The organism is Tardiphaga alba (assembly GCF_018279705.1).
In the GTDB taxonomy this organism is placed as follows: Bacteria; Pseudomonadota; Alphaproteobacteria; order Rhizobiales; family Xanthobacteraceae; genus Tardiphaga; species Tardiphaga alba.
The window spans coordinates 455,395-479,378 of sequence record NZ_CP036498.1; the positions used below are offsets into that span (position 1 = coordinate 455,395).

General features: G+C 58.7%; 18 protein-coding genes and 2 pseudogenes. 7 read left to right on the forward strand and 13 right to left on the reverse strand.

Going from position 1 to position 23,984, the window contains the following annotated elements; translation table 11 throughout:
- The first annotated feature begins 105 nt into the window (after positions 1-105).
- Positions 106-654 carry a recombinase family protein gene (locus tag RPMA_RS02210; protein WP_211911343.1) on the forward strand — a complete coding sequence of 183 codons (549 nt, stop codon included), beginning with the start codon at positions 106-108 and terminating at the stop codon, positions 652-654.
- Positions 655-765: 111 nt separating this feature from the next.
- Here the strand turns inward: RPMA_RS02210 and RPMA_RS02215 are convergent.
- A pseudogene (locus tag RPMA_RS02215) lies at positions 766-948 on the reverse strand (IS5/IS1182 family transposase); the annotation flags it as partial.
- A gap of 143 nt (positions 949-1,091) precedes the next feature.
- A complete protein-coding gene (locus RPMA_RS02220; RefSeq protein WP_211911344.1) occupies positions 1,092-1,559 on the reverse strand; it encodes a MarR family winged helix-turn-helix transcriptional regulator in 468 nt (155 codons plus the stop codon).
- Between the two features lie 374 nt (positions 1,560-1,933).
- Between RPMA_RS02220 and RPMA_RS02225 the strand changes: the two genes are divergently transcribed.
- Positions 1,934-3,454 carry a porin gene (locus RPMA_RS02225; protein WP_211911345.1) on the forward strand — a complete coding sequence of 507 codons (1,521 nt, stop codon included), beginning with the start codon at positions 1,934-1,936 and terminating at the stop codon, positions 3,452-3,454.
- Between the two features lie 2,843 nt (positions 3,455-6,297).
- Here RPMA_RS02225 and RPMA_RS02230 read toward each other — a convergent pair.
- Both RPMA_RS02230 and RPMA_RS02235 read right to left on the reverse strand, forming a co-directional pair.
- Positions 6,298-6,531, reverse strand: a complete 234-nt coding sequence (locus tag RPMA_RS02230) for a hypothetical protein (RefSeq protein ID WP_211911346.1) — start codon at positions 6,529-6,531, stop codon at positions 6,298-6,300.
- Positions 6,532-6,758: 227 nt separating this feature from the next.
- Complete coding sequence (locus tag RPMA_RS02235; RefSeq protein WP_211911347.1) at positions 6,759-7,250, reverse strand: hypothetical protein; 492 nt, start codon at positions 7,248-7,250, stop codon at positions 6,759-6,761.
- 358 nt (positions 7,251-7,608) lie between these two features.
- Here RPMA_RS02235 and RPMA_RS02240 point away from each other — a divergent pair, with 358 nt between their 5' ends.
- Complete coding sequence (locus tag RPMA_RS02240) at positions 7,609-8,199, forward strand: lysozyme inhibitor LprI family protein (protein WP_249225514.1); 591 nt, start codon at positions 7,609-7,611, stop codon at positions 8,197-8,199.
- A gap of 104 nt (positions 8,200-8,303) precedes the next feature.
- Positions 8,304-9,074, forward strand: coding sequence for a hypothetical protein (locus RPMA_RS02245; RefSeq protein ID WP_211911348.1), 771 nt, complete (start codon positions 8,304-8,306; stop codon positions 9,072-9,074).
- A 310-nt stretch (positions 9,075-9,384) separates the two neighbouring features.
- Here RPMA_RS02245 and RPMA_RS02250 read toward each other — a convergent pair whose 3' ends face one another.
- The 3 genes from RPMA_RS02250 to RPMA_RS02260 all read right to left on the reverse strand — a co-directional run bounded on the left by RPMA_RS02250 (position 9,385) and on the right by RPMA_RS02260 (position 11,322).
- The gene (locus tag RPMA_RS02250) at positions 9,385-9,951 is read right to left on the reverse strand and encodes a hypothetical protein (protein WP_211911349.1); all 567 of its coding nucleotides are present in this window, start codon (positions 9,949-9,951) and stop codon (positions 9,385-9,387) included.
- Positions 9,952-10,239: 288 nt separating this feature from the next.
- Positions 10,240-10,596 (reverse strand): hypothetical protein, encoded by a 357-nt coding sequence (locus RPMA_RS02255; RefSeq protein WP_211911350.1) that lies wholly within the window; start codon positions 10,594-10,596, stop codon positions 10,240-10,242.
- Between the two features lie 213 nt (positions 10,597-10,809).
- Positions 10,810-11,322, reverse strand: a complete 513-nt coding sequence (locus RPMA_RS02260; protein WP_211911351.1) for a hypothetical protein — start codon at positions 11,320-11,322, stop codon at positions 10,810-10,812.
- A gap of 228 nt (positions 11,323-11,550) precedes the next feature.
- On the opposite strand from RPMA_RS02260, the gene RPMA_RS02265 reads away from it, so the two are divergent.
- Positions 11,551-12,777 carry a hypothetical protein gene (locus RPMA_RS02265; protein ID WP_211911352.1) on the forward strand — a complete coding sequence of 409 codons (1,227 nt, stop codon included), beginning with the start codon at positions 11,551-11,553 and terminating at the stop codon, positions 12,775-12,777.
- Positions 12,778-12,793: 16 nt separating this feature from the next.
- Here the strand turns inward: RPMA_RS02265 and RPMA_RS02270 are convergent, their stop codons facing one another.
- Positions 12,794-13,510: a DUF2259 domain-containing protein gene (locus tag RPMA_RS02270; RefSeq protein WP_211911353.1), complete on the reverse strand. Its 717-nt coding sequence runs from the start codon at positions 13,508-13,510 to the stop codon at positions 12,794-12,796.
- A gap of 20 nt (positions 13,511-13,530) precedes the next feature.
- Positions 13,531-14,442 carry a hypothetical protein gene (locus tag RPMA_RS02275; RefSeq protein ID WP_211911354.1) on the reverse strand — a complete coding sequence of 304 codons (912 nt, stop codon included), beginning with the start codon at positions 14,440-14,442 and terminating at the stop codon, positions 13,531-13,533.
- A 479-nt stretch (positions 14,443-14,921) separates the two neighbouring features.
- On the opposite strand from RPMA_RS02275, the gene RPMA_RS02280 reads away from it, so the two are divergent.
- Both RPMA_RS02280 and RPMA_RS02285 read left to right on the forward strand, forming a co-directional pair.
- Positions 14,922-18,152, forward strand: a complete 3,231-nt coding sequence (locus RPMA_RS02280; protein ID WP_211911355.1) for an autotransporter outer membrane beta-barrel domain-containing protein — start codon at positions 14,922-14,924, stop codon at positions 18,150-18,152.
- Between the two features lie 219 nt (positions 18,153-18,371).
- A pseudogene (locus RPMA_RS02285) lies at positions 18,372-19,498 on the forward strand (transposase).
- A gap of 303 nt (positions 19,499-19,801) precedes the next feature.
- Here RPMA_RS02285 and RPMA_RS02290 read toward each other — a convergent pair.
- From RPMA_RS02290 to RPMA_RS02305, 4 genes are all read right to left on the reverse strand, one after another.
- A complete protein-coding gene (locus tag RPMA_RS02290; protein ID WP_211911356.1) occupies positions 19,802-20,257 on the reverse strand; it encodes a hypothetical protein in 456 nt (151 codons plus the stop codon).
- Between the two features lie 114 nt (positions 20,258-20,371).
- Positions 20,372-21,001, reverse strand: a complete 630-nt coding sequence (locus RPMA_RS02295) for a tudor domain-containing protein (protein ID WP_211911357.1) — start codon at positions 20,999-21,001, stop codon at positions 20,372-20,374.
- A 1,006-nt stretch (positions 21,002-22,007) separates the two neighbouring features.
- Positions 22,008-22,388 (reverse strand): nuclear transport factor 2 family protein, encoded by a 381-nt coding sequence (locus RPMA_RS02300; RefSeq protein ID WP_211913389.1) that lies wholly within the window; start codon positions 22,386-22,388, stop codon positions 22,008-22,010.
- 264 nt (positions 22,389-22,652) lie between these two features.
- On the reverse strand, positions 22,653-23,858 hold the full coding sequence (locus tag RPMA_RS02305) for a tyrosine-type recombinase/integrase (protein ID WP_211911358.1): 1,206 nt from the start codon (positions 23,856-23,858) through the stop codon (positions 22,653-22,655).
- Between the last annotated feature and the right edge of the window lie 126 nt (positions 23,859-23,984).

Genomic DNA, 23,984 nt, shown 5'->3' on the forward strand with positions numbered 1-23,984 from the left:
CACTAAGCCCCTCTCTTCAGCGACTATTTGAATAGGCGTAACCTCTGGGTTGACACTGACTATTTGCGACCTCGTAGCCTCGGGCCTAAACCCTGAGGTGATGATATGGCCCGCATCGGCTACGCTCGTGTAAGTACGCTCGACCAAGATCTCGACATACAGCTTGCCCGGCTTAGGGCCGAGGGTTGTGGTATCGTTCGTTCGGAAAAGGTTTCTGGCGGCTCACGCCAAGGCCGGCACGAATTGGCGACCGTCATCGAATTTTTAAGAGACGGCGACGAACTTGTCGTCACCCGTTTGGATCGGCTCGGCAGGGACACGCGCGACGTGCTTAACCTCGTGCATGAGGTGGAGCAGCGCGGGGCCTTTGTGACGGTGCTCGATCCTCACATCACGACGCGCGGTGAGATGGGGCACGTCATGCTCACCGTTCTCGGCATGGTTGCCCAGATGGAGCGGCGTTTCATCAAGGAGCGGCAGCGCGAAGGCATCGAGCGGGCGAAGGCCAGTGGCATATATAAAGGTGGAAAGCGTCGGCTGGATCGCGAACGCATCATAAAACTGCGTGACGCCGGCAAAGGGCCAGCCGCTATTGCGAGAGAAGTAGGTTGCTCGCGAATGCACGTCTATCGGGTCTTTCGGGAGGGCGGTTAAACCTTGGCTACCAACGGTGGACGTCCGCAATTGGCGGATTGTGTTGAAGAAGCCGGCAAGTTGGCTATCGACGCGGGCACAGTGGGGAGCCACGCGAGCGTCTGCCCCAGTTCAGTTAGGCATTGGAGCCGATGGCGGGATCAGTCTTGCCAGCTTTCCAAGGTTCTGAGCGGTGGCGGCGAGTTGGAACTCGTCGCGAGCACCGCAAGGACCTCTCAGACGAAGCCGGTCGAGGCGTAGGATACGCTTCAGATGCGCGAACAACATTTTGATCTTATTGCGTGTAGGTCGCGAGTTTCCGTAGGCTTCCCGCGTATGAGCAGTCGAGGAGAGCAGGTCCGCAAGCATTGTTGTGCAGTATACGCCCGGTGTCGGCTGGGATCGTGTGCCACCGATAATGTCAGGCATCACAGGTTTGCGAAGTCTAATCACCCAAATCAATTGTCGAGTGCCAGGAGATGAGGTGCCTTTGTGAACCGCTTTTCGAGAAGCACAAACGCTGTGGCTAGGGCCTGAATATCTTTCGAGGTAAAATCGGAAAATATGAAAGTATTAAACGCTTTTCGTCGTGCATCGATGGCGGAGAGTGCTGTCGCCGTGCGATCTGCAAGGAACATAAGGACGACGCGACCATCTTCTGCTGACTGTTTCCGAACAACATAGCCTGCTTTTTCGAGCAGTTTCGTTTGCGCAGTGACGAAAGATGGGTCCACTCGAACCCGCCTTGCCACGTCGGCAACAGACACTCCATTGCCCTCGTCGAGCTCTTGAATGGCCACGAGGATGAGCCACTGCGGTACTGACACGCCAAGCGCTTGAGCCCAAACAGACTGGGTTTCGAACAGTAATTTGCCGATGTTCTCAAGCGATCTGATCACGACCTGTGATGGGTCTGCTGAGGACATCGTACGGGGCCTTGTTATGGGTCTGTAAGGTTCGAATCCGGCATAAACCCAGAACGCTCATCTTTTCAATGGTTTATTGCGGCCGCTCACATGTTCGTGTGTTGCCAGATTGCCACTGTTCTAAATTTCCATCGAACTAAGGCGGCAAAGTGTTTTGATAATGTGAGTTACTAATGCATTCTCGTTCCAGCGACGGGGCAGATATGCCGACTCGCTCCGTTGAAGTAGTTCGCTTGAGTGCCTCGCGTTGTGCGGGTGTTTCCGAAAGCGCGAAGTACTCCAGCGGTTAGTTTGGGGATCGGGGGAACTAATCTTCGGGCGCTTGCGCCTAGCAGATCTGGAACCTTCCCTTAGGAACAACTTGGAGGTTTAACATGACGAAGATTAAGAGCCTCATTCTCGGCTCCGCAGCCGGTTTGATTGCCATCGGCGGCGCACAGGCAGCTGACCTTCCGGTCAAGGCCAAGGCCGTTGAGTATGTGAAGGTCTGCTCGCTCTACGGCGCAGGCTTCTACTACATCCCGGGCACCGACACTTGCATCAAGATCGGCGGCGCGATCCGTATCGACACGTCGTTCAACTCGGCCGGCTACGAAGTTGCCTACCTGCAGGGTGGCGCTGGTGGTGCACAGGCCTGGAACCAGGACTACATCAACTCCCGTTCGCGCGTGAACATGACCACGGATACGCGCACCGCAACCGAATATGGCGTCGTTCGTACCTACGCGAACATCCAGTTCGACTTCTTCCAGGGCCGTGAAAACATCGCTGGCGGCTTCCTGGAAATGGACTACGCCTTCATCCAGTTCGCCGGCTTCACCTTCGGTAAGGCTGTCTCGAACTTCGATCCGCAGTGGGCGCTCTCGAAGCCGATCATCTCGTCGGGCACCTATGCAGGTTCGAACAACGCGACCGGTATTCCGCAGCTCGCCTACACCGCTTCGTTCGGTAATGGCGTCTCGGCAACCATCGCAGTCGAAAATCCGACCCCGTATCGCAATGCTGGCCTCGTTAATGCCGATACCCAGCTGATCGGTCCGTTCGGTGCTGCGACGTCTGCCTACGGCACGACCGGCAACAGCTTTTTGGGCAACGCCTACGGCGGCACGCACATCCCTGACGTCGTCGGCAATCTTCGCCTCGACCAGGCATGGGGCACCCTGCACTTTGCAGCCGCGATGCATGCCAATACGCCAGGCTTCTACGGCCCCGGCACAACTGCCACCAACACCAACGCCAACGGTCATCCGGATGAACGTTATGGCTTCGCTGTGAACGGTGCTATCGAGTTCAAGAACCTGCCCACCGGCGCAGGCGACACCTTGAAGCTCGAAGCAACCTACGCCAAGGGCGCTGCCAAGTACGTCTTCGGCGGTACCATCGACACGGCTGGCGCTGGTCGATACGCCCGCGCGGACGCCAACACCATCGGCTTCGGCTACGTCCTCGACGGCGTTTACGGTGCAGGCGGTCAGGTCGAGCAGAGCGAAGCTTGGCAGGTCAGTGCTTACTTCGAGCACTACTGGAATCCGGCTTGGCGTACGTCGGTGTTCGGCAACTACAGCCACATCTCGTACGGTGACGCGGGTAACCAGCTTCTCCTCGGTAATTTCACCCGCACGGGTGGCACGAGCACCAGCCCGCTCCTCGGCGCAACTCTCGTCGGTTCGACCGGAAACTTCGACTTGGGTATTGCTCAGGTCGGTACCCGTACCGCTTGGACCCCGGTTCGTAACCTGACCCTGTCGGCCATGGTCAGCTACACGCGTCTGGAGCAGAACCTGGGCGGCTCTTACCTCGGCACCGTCGCCAGCCGTCCGACCCCAGTTGGAGGCTTCGCCGTCACCAACCAGAACGTGTTCGACGGAACCGTGCAGATCCTGCGCTCGTTCTAATACCGACCGCCTTACGGCGATCAGTATCTGAAACAAAAGTCCCCGGCGGGAAACCGCCGGGGATTTTTGTAAGCTGAACAATCTGACTAACTAAATTGTTTTACGAAGCTTCGTAACTAATGTTATGATCCATTCATTGGCGGCGCCACCGCAGCCAATGAATAACCTCCAAAAACCCCAGAGGATGCCCCTCTGGGGTTTACTTGTTTGAAATGATGAAGAAATTTCGTCATCAGCTTGGGAAATTTGCGGGTGATGCGGTTTGGTTGAAAGTGATGAGCGACGGCGCCAATGCCACCGGCAGAGCCATCTGGGCGATGCGCCTTAACTTCGAGTGCAGTGAGCGCACTAGATCCCTCGTTGGATGCTCCAGGAGAGACCCATCAGCGGGCGACGTTCTCGCTGGGCGGCTAACTTTGTGTCTGAATCGACCAAGGACATCGCCTGGCAATAGTCGGCATCCAGCAGCACGTACCTCTGCACGATCTCAACGCGATGATCGTTACGATCTGCTACCTCTAATGCGGTCCGTTCCGCGATGCGCTGAAAATAATCCGACATAGCGGAGAAGAGCCGGAAGTCATTTAGTTGCCTCCGGTCTCGGGCCAAGCTCGTGGAGCTGCTCGCAGCCGCTTCGGTGTCGCAAACTGACTTACGTTGCTCCGGATTGGAAGCATTGCATCGCAATAGTTGCTTGGACCAAGCGTATCAGGCAACGACGACCGATCATCCACATGACGGCCGTCATTCACATCAAATGTACAGCCGCGGGACTGACGCTCAGTCGTTCATGACGCCGTCCTCGACTTTTACGTTGAACCCGCACCTAGCCCGTTCCGTCCTGAGGATCCCGCGCCACATCGCGAGTGTTCTCGTAGATCGAGCGCGGCACCTTGCGAGTATTACGCATTCGGCTGTGGATGTCTGAGTCGAATGTCAGATAGCGGGCCATCCGAATCAGACCGCATTGCTAACTAGTCGCCATGCCTAACAGAATTAGTTTCCTGAAAGCTCGGTACTGCCGCGCGGTACTAAGAACTGCGGTCAATAGTCCTGACGAACAGGCCCGCCGGCTCGTCTACTGCCTTGCAACCGAGCAACCTACGGCCGACACAGATTCCGAGATCGGCAAGGCTGAGCGTCAAGCTCTAGCCTCGTTGGCTAAGCTCGCTGACCGGGTTGTTGACCGTGGGAGCGTCGCAATTGGCACGTATTGGAAAGAGACGAACGACGTCAGCGAGCGGTGGATTGAAGCTGCTCATCAAGAAGATGACGATTGACCCAGTGGCTGCAAAAACGCCCTAAGCTCGGTGACGGCTCAAGGGCAGCTACTCGACACCCTGCGCAGTTCTAGCGCGGAAGTTTCCTACCATTCGTCGTTCCCTCTCACCATCAAACCTTTGGCGCAAAGCGAACGCCCGATGGCTGTGTCGCTGGCTTCTCAAAGCGCAGAGCGGCTTTGGACAGCTCGGCATTATGTGACCCGCCTTTAAAGGCTAAGTGTAGCGAGTATCGGCCCCTGGAACGGGCAGCGCGAGAGTTTAGCTTTGCTGCCCATTCGAGGGGGTAGGGTTGATCGTGCCAAGCAACGACAATGACCCTTCGACATTCCCATATAAGGGCTCGCGGTTTACCACGGAGCGGCCCTCTTCGCCCTCGATAACTACCGTTCTAGTTTGGCCCGCTGGACTATGAACCGTCTCGACCAATCTTCCGTCAAGAAATCTACCGAACACATCGAATGATTTCATGCTCGCATAAGAAGGAATTCGGATCATGCGGGCAAGGATTGGCCATGCATGGCCGCATGCAAAAGTTGCGAGTGCACTAACACGCTCCCGCGATCTCTTAGGATGAAGTGCAGACCTATAGAGTCTATGAATCCAAACGGCGGGCAGCACAGCGAGATAGCAAACGAAAATCGTTGCTACGAAGGTTCCGTAGTAAACGATTGCAATCATAATGCGGTTCATGACTTGATATTGCGCCTGATGCCGACGAGACGCACGAGCGCGCCACTCCACTGTTATCGCGCCACCACAGACGCGGAAACAAGCCGACGCATCACCAACTTGGGTGAGGCGACCTGACGCACGCGCCGGATTCGGCTTGTGTAACCATCAATCCCACACAGAAGTCGTTCAAACTGTCGAACGAAGCGCGACACTCGATTCCGTCGCGCGGGTTGTCGCGTTCGGCAGAATCGCATCGATAGCAAATGAAATCGTTGCTTCTGGTGTCAAAGTTCATCGCATGACGGCACTTAGGGCAAAGCGGAAGAGGCATTCGCGCCGCTCCATAAAATGAAAAGGTGAAATCAGCAAAATGGCTGACTAGGTTGCCAATGTCAGCACCGCGGTCATGAGGTAGTCATGTCTTTTAAAGGACGGCTTCTGCCGAGCGAGCACCTTAGGCTCGGAACTCTAAACGATCCCCTACGAAACCGCTGCTTGCTGCCAATCAGACTTGATCGAGCGTCTCAAACATCAATGGAACGGCGGGACCGTAGTCGAGGCGCGACGCGCCGGGCAATAGCCTGATGTTTGGTGGTCGTGAAGTGACCTGCGGCTTTTCCGGTCGTTGTGAGGGCAAAGGTGCTAAAGTACATGGCACCGCGCTTGTTGGCCGGATGAGCGTCTCATTACGAGCGAAGCTTAGGCTCTTAGTGCCATTCGCCAACGGGTGAGGTCACCGAAAGAGCGTGCAGGAGGGCTGAGAGGCTACAATCCACGCGCTCACGGCAGTCTTTGCCGAACCCATTCTACCCATGCAGACAAAACCCTGCTGGGGGAGCACTCACAACAGTAGACGCCTTGATTGGACAAAGGTTCACCGTGCCTCGGCTAAGGCCGGCGGGACGACCGGTTCATTCGCCACACGCCGTAGAACGCCAAAAGACCGCCCACGATCAATATGACGCCGACAATCTTGCTGGCCGTGACGGTGTCGCCGCCAAGTGGCCAAAATGCATATGCAACGATGCCTAGACCAATCGTCGTCAAAACCGCCGACACTACGGCGTGCTCGAAGAAGATCGAGGCAACCAGTTCAATCAAGAACTCTATGATCTCGTCCATAATGTTACGCGGTTTTTGTCGGAACTGCTGGCTGCGATGGTGTCGTTGGCACATAAATTGGCCCCACAGGCGAAGTGGTGTCGCTGCGCCACTCAGGGTGTCCTAACGCTAACTGAAAAGCTGAGACACGCGCGAGGCTGTCTGATTGCAAGCCCACAATCAGCGCGGTTATCAATGCTACCTGCGAACCTGCATCCCCGATCATACTTAGCGAGTGGATGCGCATCTCATCGCTCCGGTTTCAGAAGCGTTCGCGCCTTATTCATGTCAAAACCTGCAATTGCTTGAATCGCGCTCTTCTTCACTCTCGAATCAGTCCTGTCGCTGGCCCTGCTACTCCGAAACTCCGTCGAGTATGCTACCGAAATTGCAGGTAAGCCTGTTAAAGCCGAAAGCCGTTCAACTTTGTAAAGCATCGTCTTCGGATCCAACTCCTTTATATAGGCCACCATCACTTCCTGCTTCTTGGCGTTATCCATTACCAATAGCTTCGCTCCACCCGCTTCTGCTTTTGCTCGTGCGATAAAGGCTTCCGAAACGTCGTGATCCTTGGCGCTGGGTTCGATTGATCTAATCATTAGGGTTTCAGCGACATTGGAATCTTTCTTCAAGCGGAATGTCACCGCGTCCTGCGATCCTTCTTGCTGATTGAAGAGAGCGCCATTGAACTTGAGTGTGCCGGAATAGGCCGTGCCTGAAACTGCCATGGTAGCCGTCATCACAATTGCCGCGCAAACAAGTTTCATAGAAATTCCAATCGTTCTGGAGAGCACGCTGGAAGATTGCTACTCGGATGTTTCAGCGCGATGTCGTCGCGGCGCATAAATCGTTTCAATGGAGCGGAACGCATGGCGTCGCCAGCACAGGGGGCGAGAATTCCGATCATCTATTGAGCTTTACGGGAAAATCGTTTGACCGCGATCCTGGCTCAGGCCGAGCGTTGCGTTGCCCCGTTAGAAACGACGAGCCAGCACAAATGTGCAGTCTCGACCGACGTTTTTTGACCCGCAGGAAGGCGAAGAGGTTACGCGTCAATGGTCCCAATACGCGTTGCGGTGAACCAATGCCGGGGCTTCGATGACCAAAGCTTCATCTGCCTCCTTCGCGGTCATCCGCTTCGCCGAGCACTATTCGCCTGTGGTGGCATTTTTTCTTACTCGACACGTCGATTGGAGATCTCGAGTGAAGTTCAAACTCGCCGCTGTGATACTCGTCGCAAGCCTCCCGTTCGCATCGATGGCGTCCGCAAAAAGCACGGTTTCGTCCGACGTCGCCAAGATTGATGCATGCCTTAAAAAATCGGAAGAGACCGGCGGTTTCGGTGGCGCGTGCGTCGGGCTCGTTGCCGACCCTTGCATAAAAGCGGCGCTGGGAGTGAGCGACGACGTCGCCGCTTGGAGATCCTGTGCGGCGTTTGAACTCGCCATTTGGACCCGGAAAATGGATGAGGCGCTAAAGATGGTTCAGAACGGCGGGTTTCCCGATAAAATAAAGGCGGTCAAGGACGCGCAAGCGACGTTCGCCGCATCGCGTGATCGCTTCTGCGCAGTGTTCGACACAGTCGAACCCGGCATGTACCGGGGTGACGCAAACTACTGCCGTATGCGGGAGACCGCCAACCGTGCGCTGAGCTTGATCAAACTCGGCGCTGCGGTGAACGAGCACTGAGACATCCCAATCATTTACTCCGACGCGAACGTGACCTGCGATTAGACCAAAGCGGTTTAGTCCGACTAATCGTTGAGGTGCGCCTCGAACGCAGGAAGACCAGAATGACCCGTTCGCTGAGAAGACAAGTCGCTTTTATCGCACTCACTTTGGCGGCGCTTGCGATGATTTCGCCAGCAAGATCGAGCGAAGGCAATGCGGCTTCCAAGAACGCAAAGGTAGCGGCAAATGCGCTGCAAGAGTACGGCAATGACCGGCGTAGGGCAGGGCTTCGCGCAGACTTTGCAGCGCCAGCGGTAGACGGCTTACTGCGCGTTATCTTCGATTCAGAGCGTCTTTTGGCATTACCCGAGCCGACGGCGCAGGATCTACCGTGGCTCATGGACTGGGCTGATGCAGCGAATCGCGGCTACAAACAGTTGTTCCTGTTCGGCCTTGAGCCCGGAAAGCGGATCGATCAAACCCTCTTGGCACGCAATATGCGTGACTACGAGGATCAAATCTCTGTCGGAATGAGCTTTCTAATCCGCATAGTCGCAATGGAGGTCAATGCTTCAGCGCTCTTTATGGCAGATCTTCCAAAAGAGCAGGTAACGAAAATTCGCATTGATGGCTTTCGAGGCTTGCGGAAAGGCGCGGCCGAATGCGTGCAGGGCGCACTGCTCGCGGCGGCCGCGAATGACATGAAGCTACAGAATGCGCGTATGCTGGTCGCGGCTGTTCGCGATACGCGAGATACTTGGGCCAATGCGCTTTATCCAGAAGACCGATCCCAAACCATGGCTGTGCTGAAGCACATCATCGCGCACGTTAGCGACAAGGAAATTGTCGAAGGTGCGGCGGACGTGCTCACGGCGCTTGCGAAAGAAAACTGAAGACGATTTTAGCAAGAGAATCGTGCGCGCCCTTTAACGTTGCGCATCAGAGCAATGCGGCGGCCATTCAGGCGTTGGCTAGGTCTATCGTGCCAGTCGATCCGTTCGAAGTGCGCATTTTCGAAGCGATCCTCGTATTCAGCAATTCATCGGGCAAAGATGGACAGACCGCAGCGGTTTTGAACGGCGATAAGACTAACACCGCAAGCTAAAGAGCGCGTCCTTTAGAGGACGAAAAATCAGAATATCGACCCATAGATTTCGCGAAGCTGATGTGAAGGATGTCGATTGCACATCAGAAGCCGTCACTTCAATTCGTCGTCGTCTTGCCGCTGCGCATAGACACGAGCAATTCCTCACGAAATTCTAAAATGAGCCATGCTGTTTCTTCGAAGCCGTTGGCAAGTTTATCCTGCCGAAAATATGCCGTTTGAGTAGCTTCCAACTTTGACGGAGGACCGAGAGCCGCCATCGCCTCCGAACGCGATATGCCCAGCCTTAGGTGTTTGTCCAGGACAACGGATGAAAACCTTTCCGGTAACGTGGCGCAATCGGTTGCGGTGTCAGTGTTTTCTGCGGTCAGTTCTTGGACGATTTCGGTGATGAGGTGTTCGGAACCACCTATCTCTCCGCCGGACACGACCCAAAGTCGATACCGCGCGTCCCGATAACACAGCCAGTAAGTGCTTCCGCCGGCGTCGCCTTGATTTTGGATGGTCCCTGAGCCCACTGCGTTGCGCACCGCTCCGAGCGTCGTCTGCTCGAAGTTACCAGCAAACGCACCCAGCGAGAAGCCGGTCGCCACTCTTGTCACGGCTGTCGGTTGCACGTTCTCAAGGGCTTGCGTGTCGAGTGGCGGCGGCGATGTTTGAGCCAAGGAGCTTTCCGCCGAACTCGCGAGCAGAAGGCACGGCAAAAGGAGAACCTTGCAACTAAAGAGTCCAAAGCGCCTCAACCTCAGCGATGTACGATCCCGATCTGGCGTGTCTCGGGCAGAATCGGGGTTTGCGGTCGCCAATATTCTAGATGTCACGCCCATGATCTCGCGTCTTCCTTACCGCAACTTGAGATGTTTGGCCGCTTCACCCGTCAATTTGGTTCAATTGGCTGTGCAGCTATCGGTCGATCTCTTACGAAGCGCTCAAGGCTGACAGATGCGTACTCACTATTCTGAGCCCAGCTGTTCAGTAGCCAATATCCAAACTGATCCGCGCATACGGCCATCGCTAGTCAACTTCACTTGAAGATAAGGCTTAGCCGGATCATAGCGGAGCACCTTGGTCGAGACGGTTCTGGTGAAGGACCAAGCCGTTCGGGTTGCGATCACGGAGCGCTCGAAATCCAGCAACAACCTCTCGTCACGGCCAGCCTTTAACTTGCGCCATGTCGAGGCCGTCGTCTGATCTTGGAACAGCAGTGTATTGGCTTTGATGTCTATGACGGTGCCACTACGATAAGCACTCGTTCCGTGAGAGGCGACCGGCGAAGCAATCAAAAGGAGGATGCTTACGAGGGCTCTCATCGGCGTTAATTCCTAAATACGAGCGCAGACGCATCTTCGATGAGAAAGTCTGACCAATAATCAGTCCGATAAGGCGACCTGTTGGTTCAGAATCTGATCCTTCGCGCAGCGCACTGCGGTGACGCGCAATCTCCGGTCATGGCGCAAAGCAGTCTTCCAGAAAATCCTACGCTGTCGGCGCGGATCGGATTGGCCCTGGAGTTACCACGCCTGCTATGAGCGGTGCTCTCGGCGCGGCTTCAGCAGGGCATTTGTGACGAGCAGCAACGGTACGGTCAGCGTCGTCCAGAGCACGATCAGGAACCAGTGCCAGAAGATGACCAGTCGCGCCATCACCGTCACGCGATAGGGCGTGAAATAGATCAGGCCTCTCAAGATTCCAAAGTAGAGTATGAGCCCCGCCGCGGCCGACAGGCCGGCAATGATCAGGCAGCGGCATGCACTCCAGAGGTTATTGCGCTCTGCGGATCGGCTCATCGCGAGGGCCGTCAGAAAAGGAAGGAGGGCCACATAGATCATCGGCGCAATTGTGAGGTGACGATAGCGCAGATCGGCAAGCGCCTGCCACAGCGTCGCTACGTATCGCCGCCATTGCGCGATCAGGGATGGAGGCTCCAAGGCGAGCGATGCTTCGAGCAGAAAAATCGCGGAGAAGCCGACCACAATCGCAAACACCGTATGACCGAAAGCGATAACAGTCGCACCCGGTTTGTACGGGATCGCCATCCTCCAGGTTCGAGAAAACATTGTCGCAGTCGCAGTCCAGTGAACATGAGTTCCTGGCGTTTGTGGTCGTCGGCAGTGATGAGGTTCACGCGAGGAAAATTGCGTCCGATCCGAACCTTCGGCGTCGCCGGAAGACATATTCCTGCACCGCAGCTTTGCTGCTCTGCCGATCGTGACGCTTCGGGCGTGAGCGACACGCAGACCCGATCACATGATGGACGAACGCTCATGCCTCTCGCTGCGGTTCGGCGGCTGCTGTTCTCGGCGCGCCTGGAAAACCTGCTTGGTCGCAGCCTGCGCCGTGGCGAGCGCGTCGTATGGCGCGGCGGACCCGATGCTGTCGCAACAATCCTGATCTGGCGATACGGCATCTGTGCCGGCGTGCTCTGGCTGGCCGTCCTCTACTGGATGTCACCCGGGGACTGGCTCGGCGAATTTATCGTGCCGCTGACGATGATGGGCGGCTGCCTTGTGGTGGCGCCGTTCCTGATGGCTTTCCGGGATCTGCAGACGCTTTTCGTGATCACCGATCGCCGCGCTCTGATCCTCAGAGCGGCATGGCGCGGGGACAGCTCGGATTCGGTGGACTTTGTCCGCATGGACGATGCACCTGAACTGTTGCGTGTGTCGGACGGCGTTGCGCATCTCAATTTCGCATCGGGGATGCCGACCAGCCTTCCAGACACCGACTATACCGGCCGATACGGCTTCCGTTTTCTTCCCGATGCCGCTGGTGTCCTCGACATTCTGATGGCGACGCGCGGTCGGGGCACAGGCCCGTTCCGGCAAAGGCAGGCCGTAGCGATGTCAGCCGTGCTTGATCATGCGCACGCTCGTATGCGCGATATCCGGAGAATATCTATGAGACGAGGCCCTGTTTTCCTACTGACACTCGCTGGTGCGTTTATCGGTTCACACGCGGTGCTAGCCTCAGATACTGCGCCATCCGCAAGTGATGATGGCGCGCTGCCCAGTTTTGTTCGGCCGACGCATGGGGCGAGAGCCTGCTGGAGGGCAGAGTTCAGCGCCGCGCAACTGGCCTCAGACAAGAACCGGACGGTGAAGTCTATCGCGCTGTCGATGGAAACGGCGGTCGCCCAGCCGGATGCGGATTGGCCGAAGGGCCGGACGCTCTACAATTATGAGCTCGCGATCTCGTTCGCGAATGGACGCCATGGCCGGGCCCTCGGCAACTGCCTGCCGGACGGGGCGAATGCCATCACCTGCGGTGTGGAATGCGACGGGGGCAGCGCGGTCGTGACCCATGCGCAGGCCGGTGCCATTGATGTGGATTTCAAGAAATCCGGTGGCATCAAGCTGCAATATTGCGGCGAGCCCGGAAAGAAACTGCGATTTCGGCCGAAGGCGTTGGAGTATCGCTTTCAATTGCAGCGACTCCCCGACGCTGAATGCCCCGCAGTGACGATGCCGGACTGGGACGCTGGTATCGACTGACTGGCAATGCCTCTCGTCAAAAGCGTGATGGCGGCAGCACCTTCGTGACTGCGATCAGCTGTCGGTTCGATCCTTCCCATCCTCGCGTGAACACGCCGATGAGGACCGCGAGCACGGTCCGTTCGGCTGTCTTGTGCAGGAAGGCAGCCGCGATATCGTAACCGATCGCGCAGCCCCGCGAGCGTGGCAGCCGGCGCGCATAGTCGGCCAGCCTGATCGTTTCACGACCTGACAGGACAAGCCGGAAGTCGATCGCGGACGGCACGTCCTTGCCGCACGGTTGCGCGGACATGGCCTTGCGCTGGACGAGCACGAGCTTGCTTTTCAGGGCCGGCACGAAGACCTGGTGCCGGCGGTCATAAGGCGCTCCGCGATCAATTTCGAGAAACGGAACGATCGGCGGGTCGCCATCGCGGAGACCGAACCGTTGGATGAGATCGAGGCTTCCATTTTGAAGCTCTGCCAGCGCCTTTTTTCCGCTCGCGCCTTCGCCTTCGAGAGAAACGCGCCTCGGTGTCGCTGCAGCCCAGGTATCCGACGCGGCGTCGATGACGTAGAGCGAGGCGAAGCCACGTTCTTCTGCCTCAGGCTCGGTATATTCGACGAAGGAGAAATAGCGACCATCCGGCGAGAAACGGACATCCGTGAGAACGGATTGATCCCAAGCACAAGCGGGACCCGTGACCATCAACGCGGCGAGCATGTAGAGAATCATGCGCATCAGTGCGGTCATCGATATCCGACGTGCAGGCATCAATGTCGAGATCGGCATTGATGCGCCAGTTCGATGGCATTCAGATCGGCAGCGATGTCGGCGTCGCTTTGCTCAACATTGTAGACGTCGAAAAACGTCTCTGCGTCACTAATCGCGTCCGCGAGAGCGGGGGCGCTGGCATGCACCTGTTCCCATTTCGCGACGAGCATCTCGCGGGTGATGCTCCGGCTCACGCCCAGGCGTGCGCTGCGGTCCAAAGCCGCGCGGGCATTTCGGAACGTCGTTTCATCTTCGCCGTCGTGAAGAACGTAGTAGACGAGGTCGTCGAGGATCGTTCGCGACTTGAACGCGTCCAGCAGCGACCACCAGGCCGTGGGTGTGTCGATGGCAAGCATGGCGCGCGCTACCGAACCCATATCCACGCGCAGCGCGCACAGGGCCTCGCAGAGACGAGGCCCGATGGTTCTGACATGTATCGGATGCCCATGCGCTGGTGTCAGCGCGAGGGGCGCAACGCTGCCGTTCGTCCACCAATCAAGCGCGAGGCGACAGAAAAGCTGGCGCAGCGGGCCAGCCTCGCTGTCCGGCCAGGCGATCATGCCAAGGCGGAACATCTGGATAGTCAGGCTTGGATCAATGCTGGTGGCGAGGAACTGCAGCTCGACCGCGCGCGGCAGCCAATGGAGGAAAGTCGTTTCGCCGCCCGAGCAGTTGGGATGTTCATTGTAGATCGCCGAGAAGGCCTCGGCCGGCGCTGTGCGACTATTGGCATGCGGGCGCATGCGCGCCTTGTCGTCCGGTCCGAAACATTGCGAGCACCAGCCCCAATCAATGGGGTAGTGATCGAAGGCGCGATAGACCTTGTCGATGCATTGTTCCGTCGTCGGGGGACTGAGGTCAAAGGGTTTTAGTGCCCGGACATCGTTATCAGTGCCTTCGAGACGGCGCATAGGTCAACTTCTACAATATGGAGCTCACTGTTGGTGTGCCAACACACCGATAAGTTCACTAGTCTGCGGTGAATAAGGTCCGCAGCGCACGTTACAGTGAGGGGGGCATCTGAAGGGACCCTACGCCGCTCATGGCGCAAAGCGGACCTTGCGGCGCAGACCCGGCGTACCGCGTCATGAAAGCATGGGCGCCTCAGCGGACGTTCACTAGGGGCGGGTCGCCTAGCTTAATGCCGCAATGTGTGCGTTTGCCGAAGGGCAGAACTTCTTTGATCGCCGATGCGTCTGAACACGGCCGGCTAATTGTTTTCCGGGCGGAGGGCATGGACCGCGCCGTTCTTAAGCTTGTGCTTTTAACCTTCGGTTAACCAACATTGCCCAAGCCTGCAACGGTGAAGAACTCAGCAAGTTGAGCGATTCGTTGAGCAGGCCACGGCAATTGCAGCTGTGAGGAAATGGGGCGGCTTGCGCGCCGTTATATGGAAATGCTTTCTGCCATTACCGGCCGCGTTTCGCGGCACGCGCTTTTCGTCAGCACCGCCATTGTCACGCTTCCATTCCTGCTCGCAAACAGCGCCCAGGGCCAAGCCATCTGGGGCGGCACTGGTTCAAACACGACGACATCGGACTATAACACCGATACGAACTGGTCCAATCCGCCAGGCGTCGCACCGATCGCAGCTGCAAGCTCCGCCCAATTCAACGGGACGGGCACACCGAGCGTGGTTGTTGGAACAGGGCCGATCACGCCGGATTCCTGGACCTTCAATTCGGGCGGCTACACTGTTTCCGGGCAAGCCGTCAATTTCAATGGCGGTGGTACGAATCTTACCCAGAATGGCGGAAACAATTCTATTGCCAACAATCTGACCGGCAATGAAGCCGTCGTGTCGGGTGGCACGCTAACGCTATCTGGGACAAATTCCTTCAACTCGGTACGCCTGGACGGCGGTGTGCTGATAGTCGCAGACAACGACAACATCGGAGCAGGCGTTGGGGGCCTCACGCTGAATGGTGGCCTGCTACGCCTCGTCGGGACATTTGGAACGAACAGCGCGATATCGGTCACATCGAGTAGCCGCATTGACACCAACGGCAGCTCGATAACGCTGAATGGAAGTCTCAGCGGATCGAGTACTCTTTCCAAATCTGGTGGAGGCTCGCTTACGCTCGGTGCATCGCTGGACACGTCTGCCTATTCCGGCGGGTTAGTCCTCATCACCCACTTACTGAGCTTGCAAACGAGTCTGGGTGCCGGCTTTGGTTCGATCTTCGTCAACCAGAATCCGGCCATCATCCAGTACGGCAATGGAATCACAAACGCTGCCAGCGTCGTCGGGGATGGCAGCGACACTCAGTTCGATGTCTCTACAGGAACAGCGACGCAGTCCGGTGTCATATCGACCCAAGGCGGTACGTGGTCGGTTAACAAAACCGGCGGTGGAACGCTCATCCTAGGTGCGGCGAACACCTATACTGGCGCGACAAACGTTATCGGAGGTACGCTGCAGGCCGCAGCGACAAACGCTTTCGGCGTTGGAAGCGCTGTGAACGTCTCGGCAGGGGCATTACTGGCGCTGGACGGATACAATCAGACGATCGGCTCTCTCGGCGGCGGCGGCGTGGTGTCGTTGGGTACAGCAACGCTCACGGCAGGCGGCGACAATAGCAGCACGTTCCTTACGGGATATCTCACTGGCAACGGCGGGCTAACGAAGATCGGTACTGGGACGATGAGGCTGTCTGGCCCCAACAGCTACGCTGGCGCGACCTCTGTTGCAGCGGGTACCCTACAAGCCACCGCCGCAGGGGCATTCAGCAGCGCGAGCGCGTTCAACGTAGCCGCAGGTGCAACGTTGAATCTCGATGGATACAACCAGAATATTGGCTCCGTTGCGGGTGCTGGCGCAGTTTCGCTTGGCACTGGCCGACTGAATGCAGGCAGCGACAACGCGTCGTCGATGTTGTCCGGTGTTGTGTCGGGTGGAGGCGGCCTGACAAAGTCGGGAACCGGGACGCTGACCTTGTCGGGAGTGAATACCTATACGAACACGACGGTCGTGAATGCCGGTACGCTCAGCGTCAATGGTTCCATCGCTTCGTCTTCGATGACGACCGTCAATGCCGGCGGCACGCTCGGCGGCAACGGCACCGTCGGCAACACCATGATCGATGGCGGCACGCTGTCGCCGGGTAACTCCATCGGTCTGCTGACGGTGCAGGGCAATCTCTCGCTGACGGCGGCATCGAGCTACATGGTGGAGGTCTCGCCGACCAATGCCGATCGCGTCGATGTCATCGGCACGGCGACGCTTGGCAATGCGACGGTCCATGCGCATTTCGCGCCCGGCAGCTATGTCGCCCGGCAATACACGATCCTGAATGCGACCCTTGGTGTCAGCGGGACCTTCGGCGCGCAGGTCAACACCGACCTGCCGTCGAACTTCAGTTCGACCCTGACTTACGATACCAACAATGCGTATCTCAATCTGGCGCTGAGTTTCGATCCGGGTTTTGGTGGCGGTCTGAATAGCAACCAGCAAGCCGTCGCGAAGACGCTGACGGATGTCTTCAATCGCACCGGCGGCATTCCGCTGGCGTTTGCCGGGCTGAACGCCGCGGGCCTGACGCAGGCCGCCGGCGAGCTCGGCACCGGCAGCCAGCAGACCGCGTTCGATGCGATGAACCTGTTCATGGGCGTCATGAGCGATCCCTTCACGGCAGGGCGTGATGTCGCCTCAAGCGGTGCTGCGTCCTATGCAGACGACGCCATGGCCTATGCCGGCAAGCGGAGCAGGACCGATGCCTTCGCGTTGATGCATCGCAAGGCACCGCTGCCTGCGCCGGTTTTCCAGGAACGCTGGAACGTCTGGGTCGCGGGTTTTGGCGGATCGCGTGGCACCGATGGCAGCGCGGTTGCCGGATCCAACGATACCACGTCGCGCATCTTTGGCACGGCGGTCGGCGCCGATTATTGGTTCTCGCCGAACACCATTGCGGGCTTCTCGCTGGCCGGCGGCGGCACCAGTTTCTCGGTGACTGGCGGTGGCGCCGGTCGCTCCGATCTGTTCCAGGCCGGCGCCGTCGTGCGTCACTCCGTCGGTTCGGCTTACGTCACCGCGGCCGCGGCCTATGGCTGGCAGGACGTCACCACCGAACGCACCGTGGCTGCTGCAGGATTCGAGCGCCTGCGCGCGCAGTTCAATGCCAACAGCTATTCCGGCCGCATCGAGGCGGGCACTCGCGTGGTCGCATCGTGGCTGGGTGGCGTCGGTCTCACGCCCTATGCGGCCGCGCAGGTGACCGCGTTCGATCTGCCGTCCTATGCCGAAACCGAAACCGGAACCGGCGGGGCGACGACATTCGCGCTCGCCTATCGCGGCAAGACCGTCACGGCGACGCGCAGCGAACTCGGCATCCGCAGCGACAAGTCGTTCGCACTGACCAATGCCGTTCTCACGCTACGCGGCCGTGCCGCCTGGGCGCATGACTACTCGACGGATCGCGCCGTTGTGGCGACGTTCCAGGCATTGCCCGGCGCCAGCTTTGCCGTGAACGGCGCCGCGCAGGCGCGCAACGCCGCGCTGACGACGGCGTCGGCCGAGTTGACGTGGATGAACGGCTGGTCGGCCGCCACGACCTTCGAAGGTGAGTTCTCCGACATCGCGCGCAGCTATGCGGGTAAAGGGTTGGTGCGTTACAGCTGGTAGAAGAGGCAGATCTGCGAGCGGTCAGCTGAGCACTTACCGAGAAGCGAGTTATGGGGGCGCTGACGACAAACCTGTCTAAGAAGGCCCGCAAAAAGAGTGGCGGAAAGGCTTTTGGACTAGCGGACGATGTCCGCTCTTGGCGGATTGTGTTGAAAAACTCCCCTGTTGAGGTGGGGCGCCATCGCTGATTCAATCCCGCTATCGGCGGAGGCTGAATCGATGATGGGTCCGAAGCAGATTGATCAGGCGGCTCTGTTCTACGAGTTCTCGCTGGAGCGGCACGTACCATCCGCTCACATGCTGCGGAACCTCGACCGGTTCGTCGATCTGTCAGTCATTCGGAGCGAGTTGGCGCCATTCTACAGTTCGACCGGACGGCCATCGATTGATCCTGAGTTGCTCGTCTGGATGCTGCTGGTCGGTTATTGCTATGGCATCAAGTCGGAGCGTCGGTTGTGCGAGGGGGTTCACCTGAACCTCGCTTATCGCTGGTTTTGTCGTCTTGGCCTCGATGGTGAGGTGCCGGACCATTCGACCTTCTCCAAGAACAGACACGGTCGCTTCCGCGATTGCGATCTCCTGCGCAAGCTGTTCGAGACGGTAGTGCGGCGTTGCATGGCAGAAGGGCTGATCGACGGAACGGCCTTTGCCGTCGATGCCAGCCTGATCGCTGCCGACGCCAACAGGCAGCGATCCGCTGTAGGGTCGGAGGACCATGACTGGGACGCGCTTGCCCGGACGCGGCGGTCCGTCCGCGAGTACCTCGACACGCTGGACGAAGCGGCCTGGGGCGCGGCGAGCGAGACGATGCCGAAGTTCGTGTCCCGATCCGATCCGGCCGCGCAATGGACCGGGGCTCACAAAGGCCACGCCTTCTTTGCCTACGCCGACAATTACCTGATCGATCTGAAGGCTGCGATCATCGTCGATGTCGAGGCGACACGCGCCATTCGACAGGCCGAGGTCGGTGCGGCTCGCACGATGATTGAACGTACCGAGAAATGCTTCGGCATCCATCCCGAGCGTCTGGCTGCCGACAGCGCTTATGGCTCAGCGGACATGCTGGGGTGGCTGGTCAACCAGCCCGCAAGGTGCCGCGCTCGATCTACGAGAGTGCCAGGGACCTAGCGCGCGGGATTGCAAGGACAGAAGACTATGTAAAGTCGCGGCGCGAACGCAAGAAGATCGAGATGTTGTTCGCCCATCTGAAGCGTATCCTGCGCCTCGACCGGCTTCGTCTGAGAGGTCCTTGCGGTGCTCGCGACGAGTTCCAACTCGCCGCCACCGCTCAGAACCTTCGAAAGCTGGCAAAACTGATCCCGGCGCCAACTCCAATGCCCATCTGAACTGGGGCAGACGCTCGCGTGCCGCCCCACTGTGCACACCTCGACAGACAACTCGCCGACTTCTTCAACACAATCGGCGCAAAGCGGGCGTGCGCGCTGATGTCGCTTAGCGCGTTTGGTTGTGATGCAGCTCGAATAAGCCCTCAGGCCGGAGCGAGCCTCTCTGAGTAGATTTGCATTAGCGGGTTAGGGCGAGGTAGCCCAATGTGGAAGAACGCGCATAGGCGTTTGCCTGAGCAATCGTCAGCAGAGATAGTTTTGCAAGCCGGGTCGTCAGACCGTCGATGCCCTTGCCTCGCGAGGCTACTGGAATGGCTCAATGGTGATGTAAGTATCGGAGCCATCGTCGGTTTGCTCGGCGCGATATTGAAGATCTATCTTCTGATCCCGTTCGCGGAGCATTGTATCCTGAATTTGTTGCGTGCCCGCGTTTGCTGCCTTCTGCTCAAGCCCCGCTTTGACCTCTGCACTAAGTTTCAAACGCAGCACCAGCTCTGCTTGGCAGGCACAACGTGTCGGCTCTGAGCGCGAGGTACGGATGCTGCGCAGGTCGTATTCGCTGTTTTTCACATCGTAGATGACGGATAGCCCATAATTCTGCTGAAGCTGCTCGGCGACGAGCTTCTTAACCGTCGCTGTGACGGCTGGGTCGGAGCATTTGGGGCCGGACTTTGAACAAGCTGCCATCCCAACCGTCGCGGTGACTAGCATCGCGACAGCCGCCCGGCGCGGGAAAGTGTTCAATCTCATAATCATCATGTCAGCGATCCTGGGATCAAATTTGTGCGTCGTAAGCGCGAGCCAAGCACCACGCCGGGCGAAGCGGCCGTCTGCGTTGCGCTCAGGCCGGCCGCCTCGGAAACCGGGCGCGCGTTAGGTTGCTTCCGTTGCCGCCTCAGGGTGCAGTAATGCGACCGATTTTCGGGGCCGTGAAAATCGAGGTAGGTCGGGGTAGCCCGTCCAATTGAGGCCCAGCCTGTCGTTCGTATCGACCGAGACGACCTTCGCAGCGTAGTAGGCGTCATCGCCGTCATCGCCCTTCGCGAGGACCACGCTGCCGATCTGAATGTCGGCAAAGTTGGCAGGCTGCTTGGCACCGCCCTTGGGGGCCGGGGGCTCGTCAGCGCCACTTCCGCCGGGCGGGCTGCCTTTGCCTGCCCCGTCGCCGGCTCCGCCCTCAGCGGGCTTCGCTGAAGCTTTGAGGGGCGGCGGGTCATCGCTCAAGCCGGCGGTTGCGAGCAGCTTGTGGTAGAGCGAGATCGGCACCCACGGCGCAAACCCAGATCCGCTTTTGAATGGCCGTCCCTTAGGGAGGTCGGCACTCAAATCCAGAAGCGCTGCGCTTTCCGCTGCAACGGTTCGCATCCCCATCAGTCCGGCTGCCCGTTCGACATCAGCAGCCGGTAGGCCGTCAAATATCGAGCCGTGCGGCCGGCCCCGCTCATCTCTCCCAAACAGGATGATCGGGGCGTGCCGGCTAATTTCAAGTGAAACGGTCTGCATGCTGTTGGCTCCAAAAATGAAGAAGGCGGCCCGAAGGCCGCCGCTGAAGACTTTTCGACTACCGCTAAGCTGCGAGTCGGCAGGCGTACGGCCCGCAAAAAATCATATATAGGATTTTAATCTGCGTGTCAAGTTGGCACACTTCGACGCGCGCGTGAGCTCACCTGCGGCAACGTTGAGCCACAGGTTTTGGCAAACCCGCGTTGCACTCTGGCTTTTGAATTGCTGCGGCCAGACAGGTGGTACTGGTTCCCGAAAGCCATGGCATGAAGGCGCTCAACGCCTCGGACCCTGTTGGCCTTTCCTTTCTTAGCGCTCAATTGCAAGGATCGGACGACGACCAGCTTAGGAGCTGCGTCTTACTGCGAGTTGTCGTTCTGTGCGGGCGGCGTTTGGGGAGCGGGCATTGAAAGCAAGGCCATGCGGATCAACTTAGCCACCATTGGAAGGCCTAGTTCCTCGGCCTTATCGCAGCAAAGCGTCAGGTCATTGGTGAGAAACTTCAACTGAGCGTCTCGGATAACGATTCTGGTCACGGGTCTTCTCTCGATCCGAGAGAACCGCCCCCGTATCTAATTATACGATATAACTACTATGGAAGGGGTGATACCGGATTTCGCGCTGCGCCGCACGCGGTAAGTGTGCAATACTGCTCTGCACGTGGAACTCGCATGGAAGCGACCGCAGTGGTCGCGGGAATGCAGTTCCCAGGAATTTTTGAGATGTCATCCCTGCCGAAGCTCACGGCTCGATCTCGCGCCTATCGCCTCAAAGCATCTGGTCTTGCCCAGATCATCAGGAAAGCCCCGACCATGAGGATCTCTATGCGCTGATGAGACAGGCGCTCTCCTGGATACAACTCGCCGAGAATGAGGAGGCTTTGCAGGCGGCCGATGAAGCGTCTGCGGTGGTGCTGACGCTCCCGACAGAAGTCTTGCCTCACTAGCTAACCACGCTCTGGTTCGCGTGCGTGCGCCACGCTCATTGCCGCCTCTTACAAAAGCCGTCAATTATCTTGAGCTATAGGCCGATCTGGTCGCGAATCGACCTGAGCCCCAGCGGGGTTTTCGACCGAAGGTGGATACGTCCCGTAGCCGGCCGTAACCTTCTCGCCATCGAATATCAGGACCTCACTAACGAGTACGTCTTTCTGATTTCGATACTCGATGACCACGATGCCGACACCTTGAAACACATTCTCAATGGTGAAGCGAAGGTCAGGAACGCGATTCAGGGCGACTGTCCAATATTCCCGAAGGGCGGCCTTGCCACTGATAACGCCGGAGCTGCCCGGTAACATCGCGGCAGCGATTGGTGACGCAAACCGAACATCCTCGTGAAAATGCGCGAGGACGGCTTCAACGTCATGTGCATTCCACGCTTTCAGTTCTTCAAGTTATACTCGGCGGATCGTGTCCGGCGCTTCGCGGAAGTCTTGGCGTTCGCCGGCGGCCTTCGCTAGATAAACAACATGGCAATGAGACTTACCCGGCGTCCGCGTCGGAAGAATCTAAATATCCATTAAATATCTGACAAGGCTCATGAATCAGGTCTGCCCGCGCGGGTCCGAATCCGAAAATCGTCCGACCAACGAAAAACGCCGCCGGCGGGTGCCGGCGGCGTGGTGGCGGGGAGGGCGGGTGCCCGGGGCCTAGTGGCGGGTCAGCACGGCGTCCATGTGGACGTGACCGAGGGGCTGCACCGCGGCCGAGTCGGAGTGGTTGTAGCGGGTCCGCAGGCTCTGCACGGAGATGCCGACGATCGCCGAGATGACCGAGGCCGACACGCCCTGTTCGATGAGCGCGGTGATGCAGGTGTGGCGCAACGTGTGGACGACGACGTCCTCGATGCCCAGATCCCGCATGGCCTGACAGAACGTGTCGCTGAGCCAGTCGCCGGCGGGCTCGCCGTCGTGGCGGCGGAAGACGTACCGCTCGCGGGCGGCCGCATCCCTCTCGGCCCAGCCGCGGACCTCCTTCAGGAGGACCGGGGAGAGCAGCACGGCCGGCGCCGCCTTGAGCGCGGGCGCCTTCGTGCCGGGCGAGCAGCGGTGCATGATGCCCGTCCCGACGTCGATGTGGCCGAACTTGGCGGTCCGCTTCCAGGCCATCTTCGCGAACTTGCCGCCCCGGGTGCCCGTCGGGAGGCCTAGCGTCAGGACGCGATAGACCATCTCCCGGCGGTTGCGTTCGATGCAGGAGAGCGGTCCGCCCGGCGACCACGTGTCGGTCTCCGGGTCGTAGTTCTCGGTGCCGGTCGACCAGCGCCGGACCCTGTCGCGCTCGAAACCCTCAAGCACGCGGTCCCGGCCGTCCGGCTCCTTGCCGGGGCCGAAGGGAAGGACCAGCGGGGCGGAGTGGTCGTTGCACCATGTCCGGATCGCGGTCCGCATGGCCTTCCGCGACGCATGGACCACGCTTGCGGCGTAGGTCCTGCGCATCCTGCGCTCGATCGCGGCGAACACCTTGCCGGTGAGAGCCCCCAGCTTCATGCCCTCGATGTGGGGGCGGAGCCGCCCGAGCCGCTCGGTATCGTTCTTGAGGGCGTGGGTGGCGTCGCCGGAGATCTGCGACACGTGGTAGTCCATGATGTCCGTGCACAAGGTACGGCGCGGGTCGAAGATGCCCTCCTGACGGGCCTCGGTCTGCATCCCGAAGAGCATGAAGGCGTCTTCGGCCTTCTGCTTGTCGCGGGTCTTGCAGGACTTGACGTACACGGAATGGTTGCGGATCACATAGATACCGCTTTTGCGCTGGAACAGGTTGAAGTGGTCGGGCTTTTCACCGTCGACGACCTGCGGGAAGGCTGCCGCCGCGGAAAGTCCCCCGCGACGCAGTTCACTTTGGACGAACGTCATGCTATTCTCTAGCTCCCTGGCGCGCACACGTGTTGTGCTTGGACGCTGATGCGTGTCCGCGCCTACCGACGGCCCTGCCGAGAAATCGGCGGGGCCGTTGCCTTTCCGGAGGACTGCCCCAGCGGC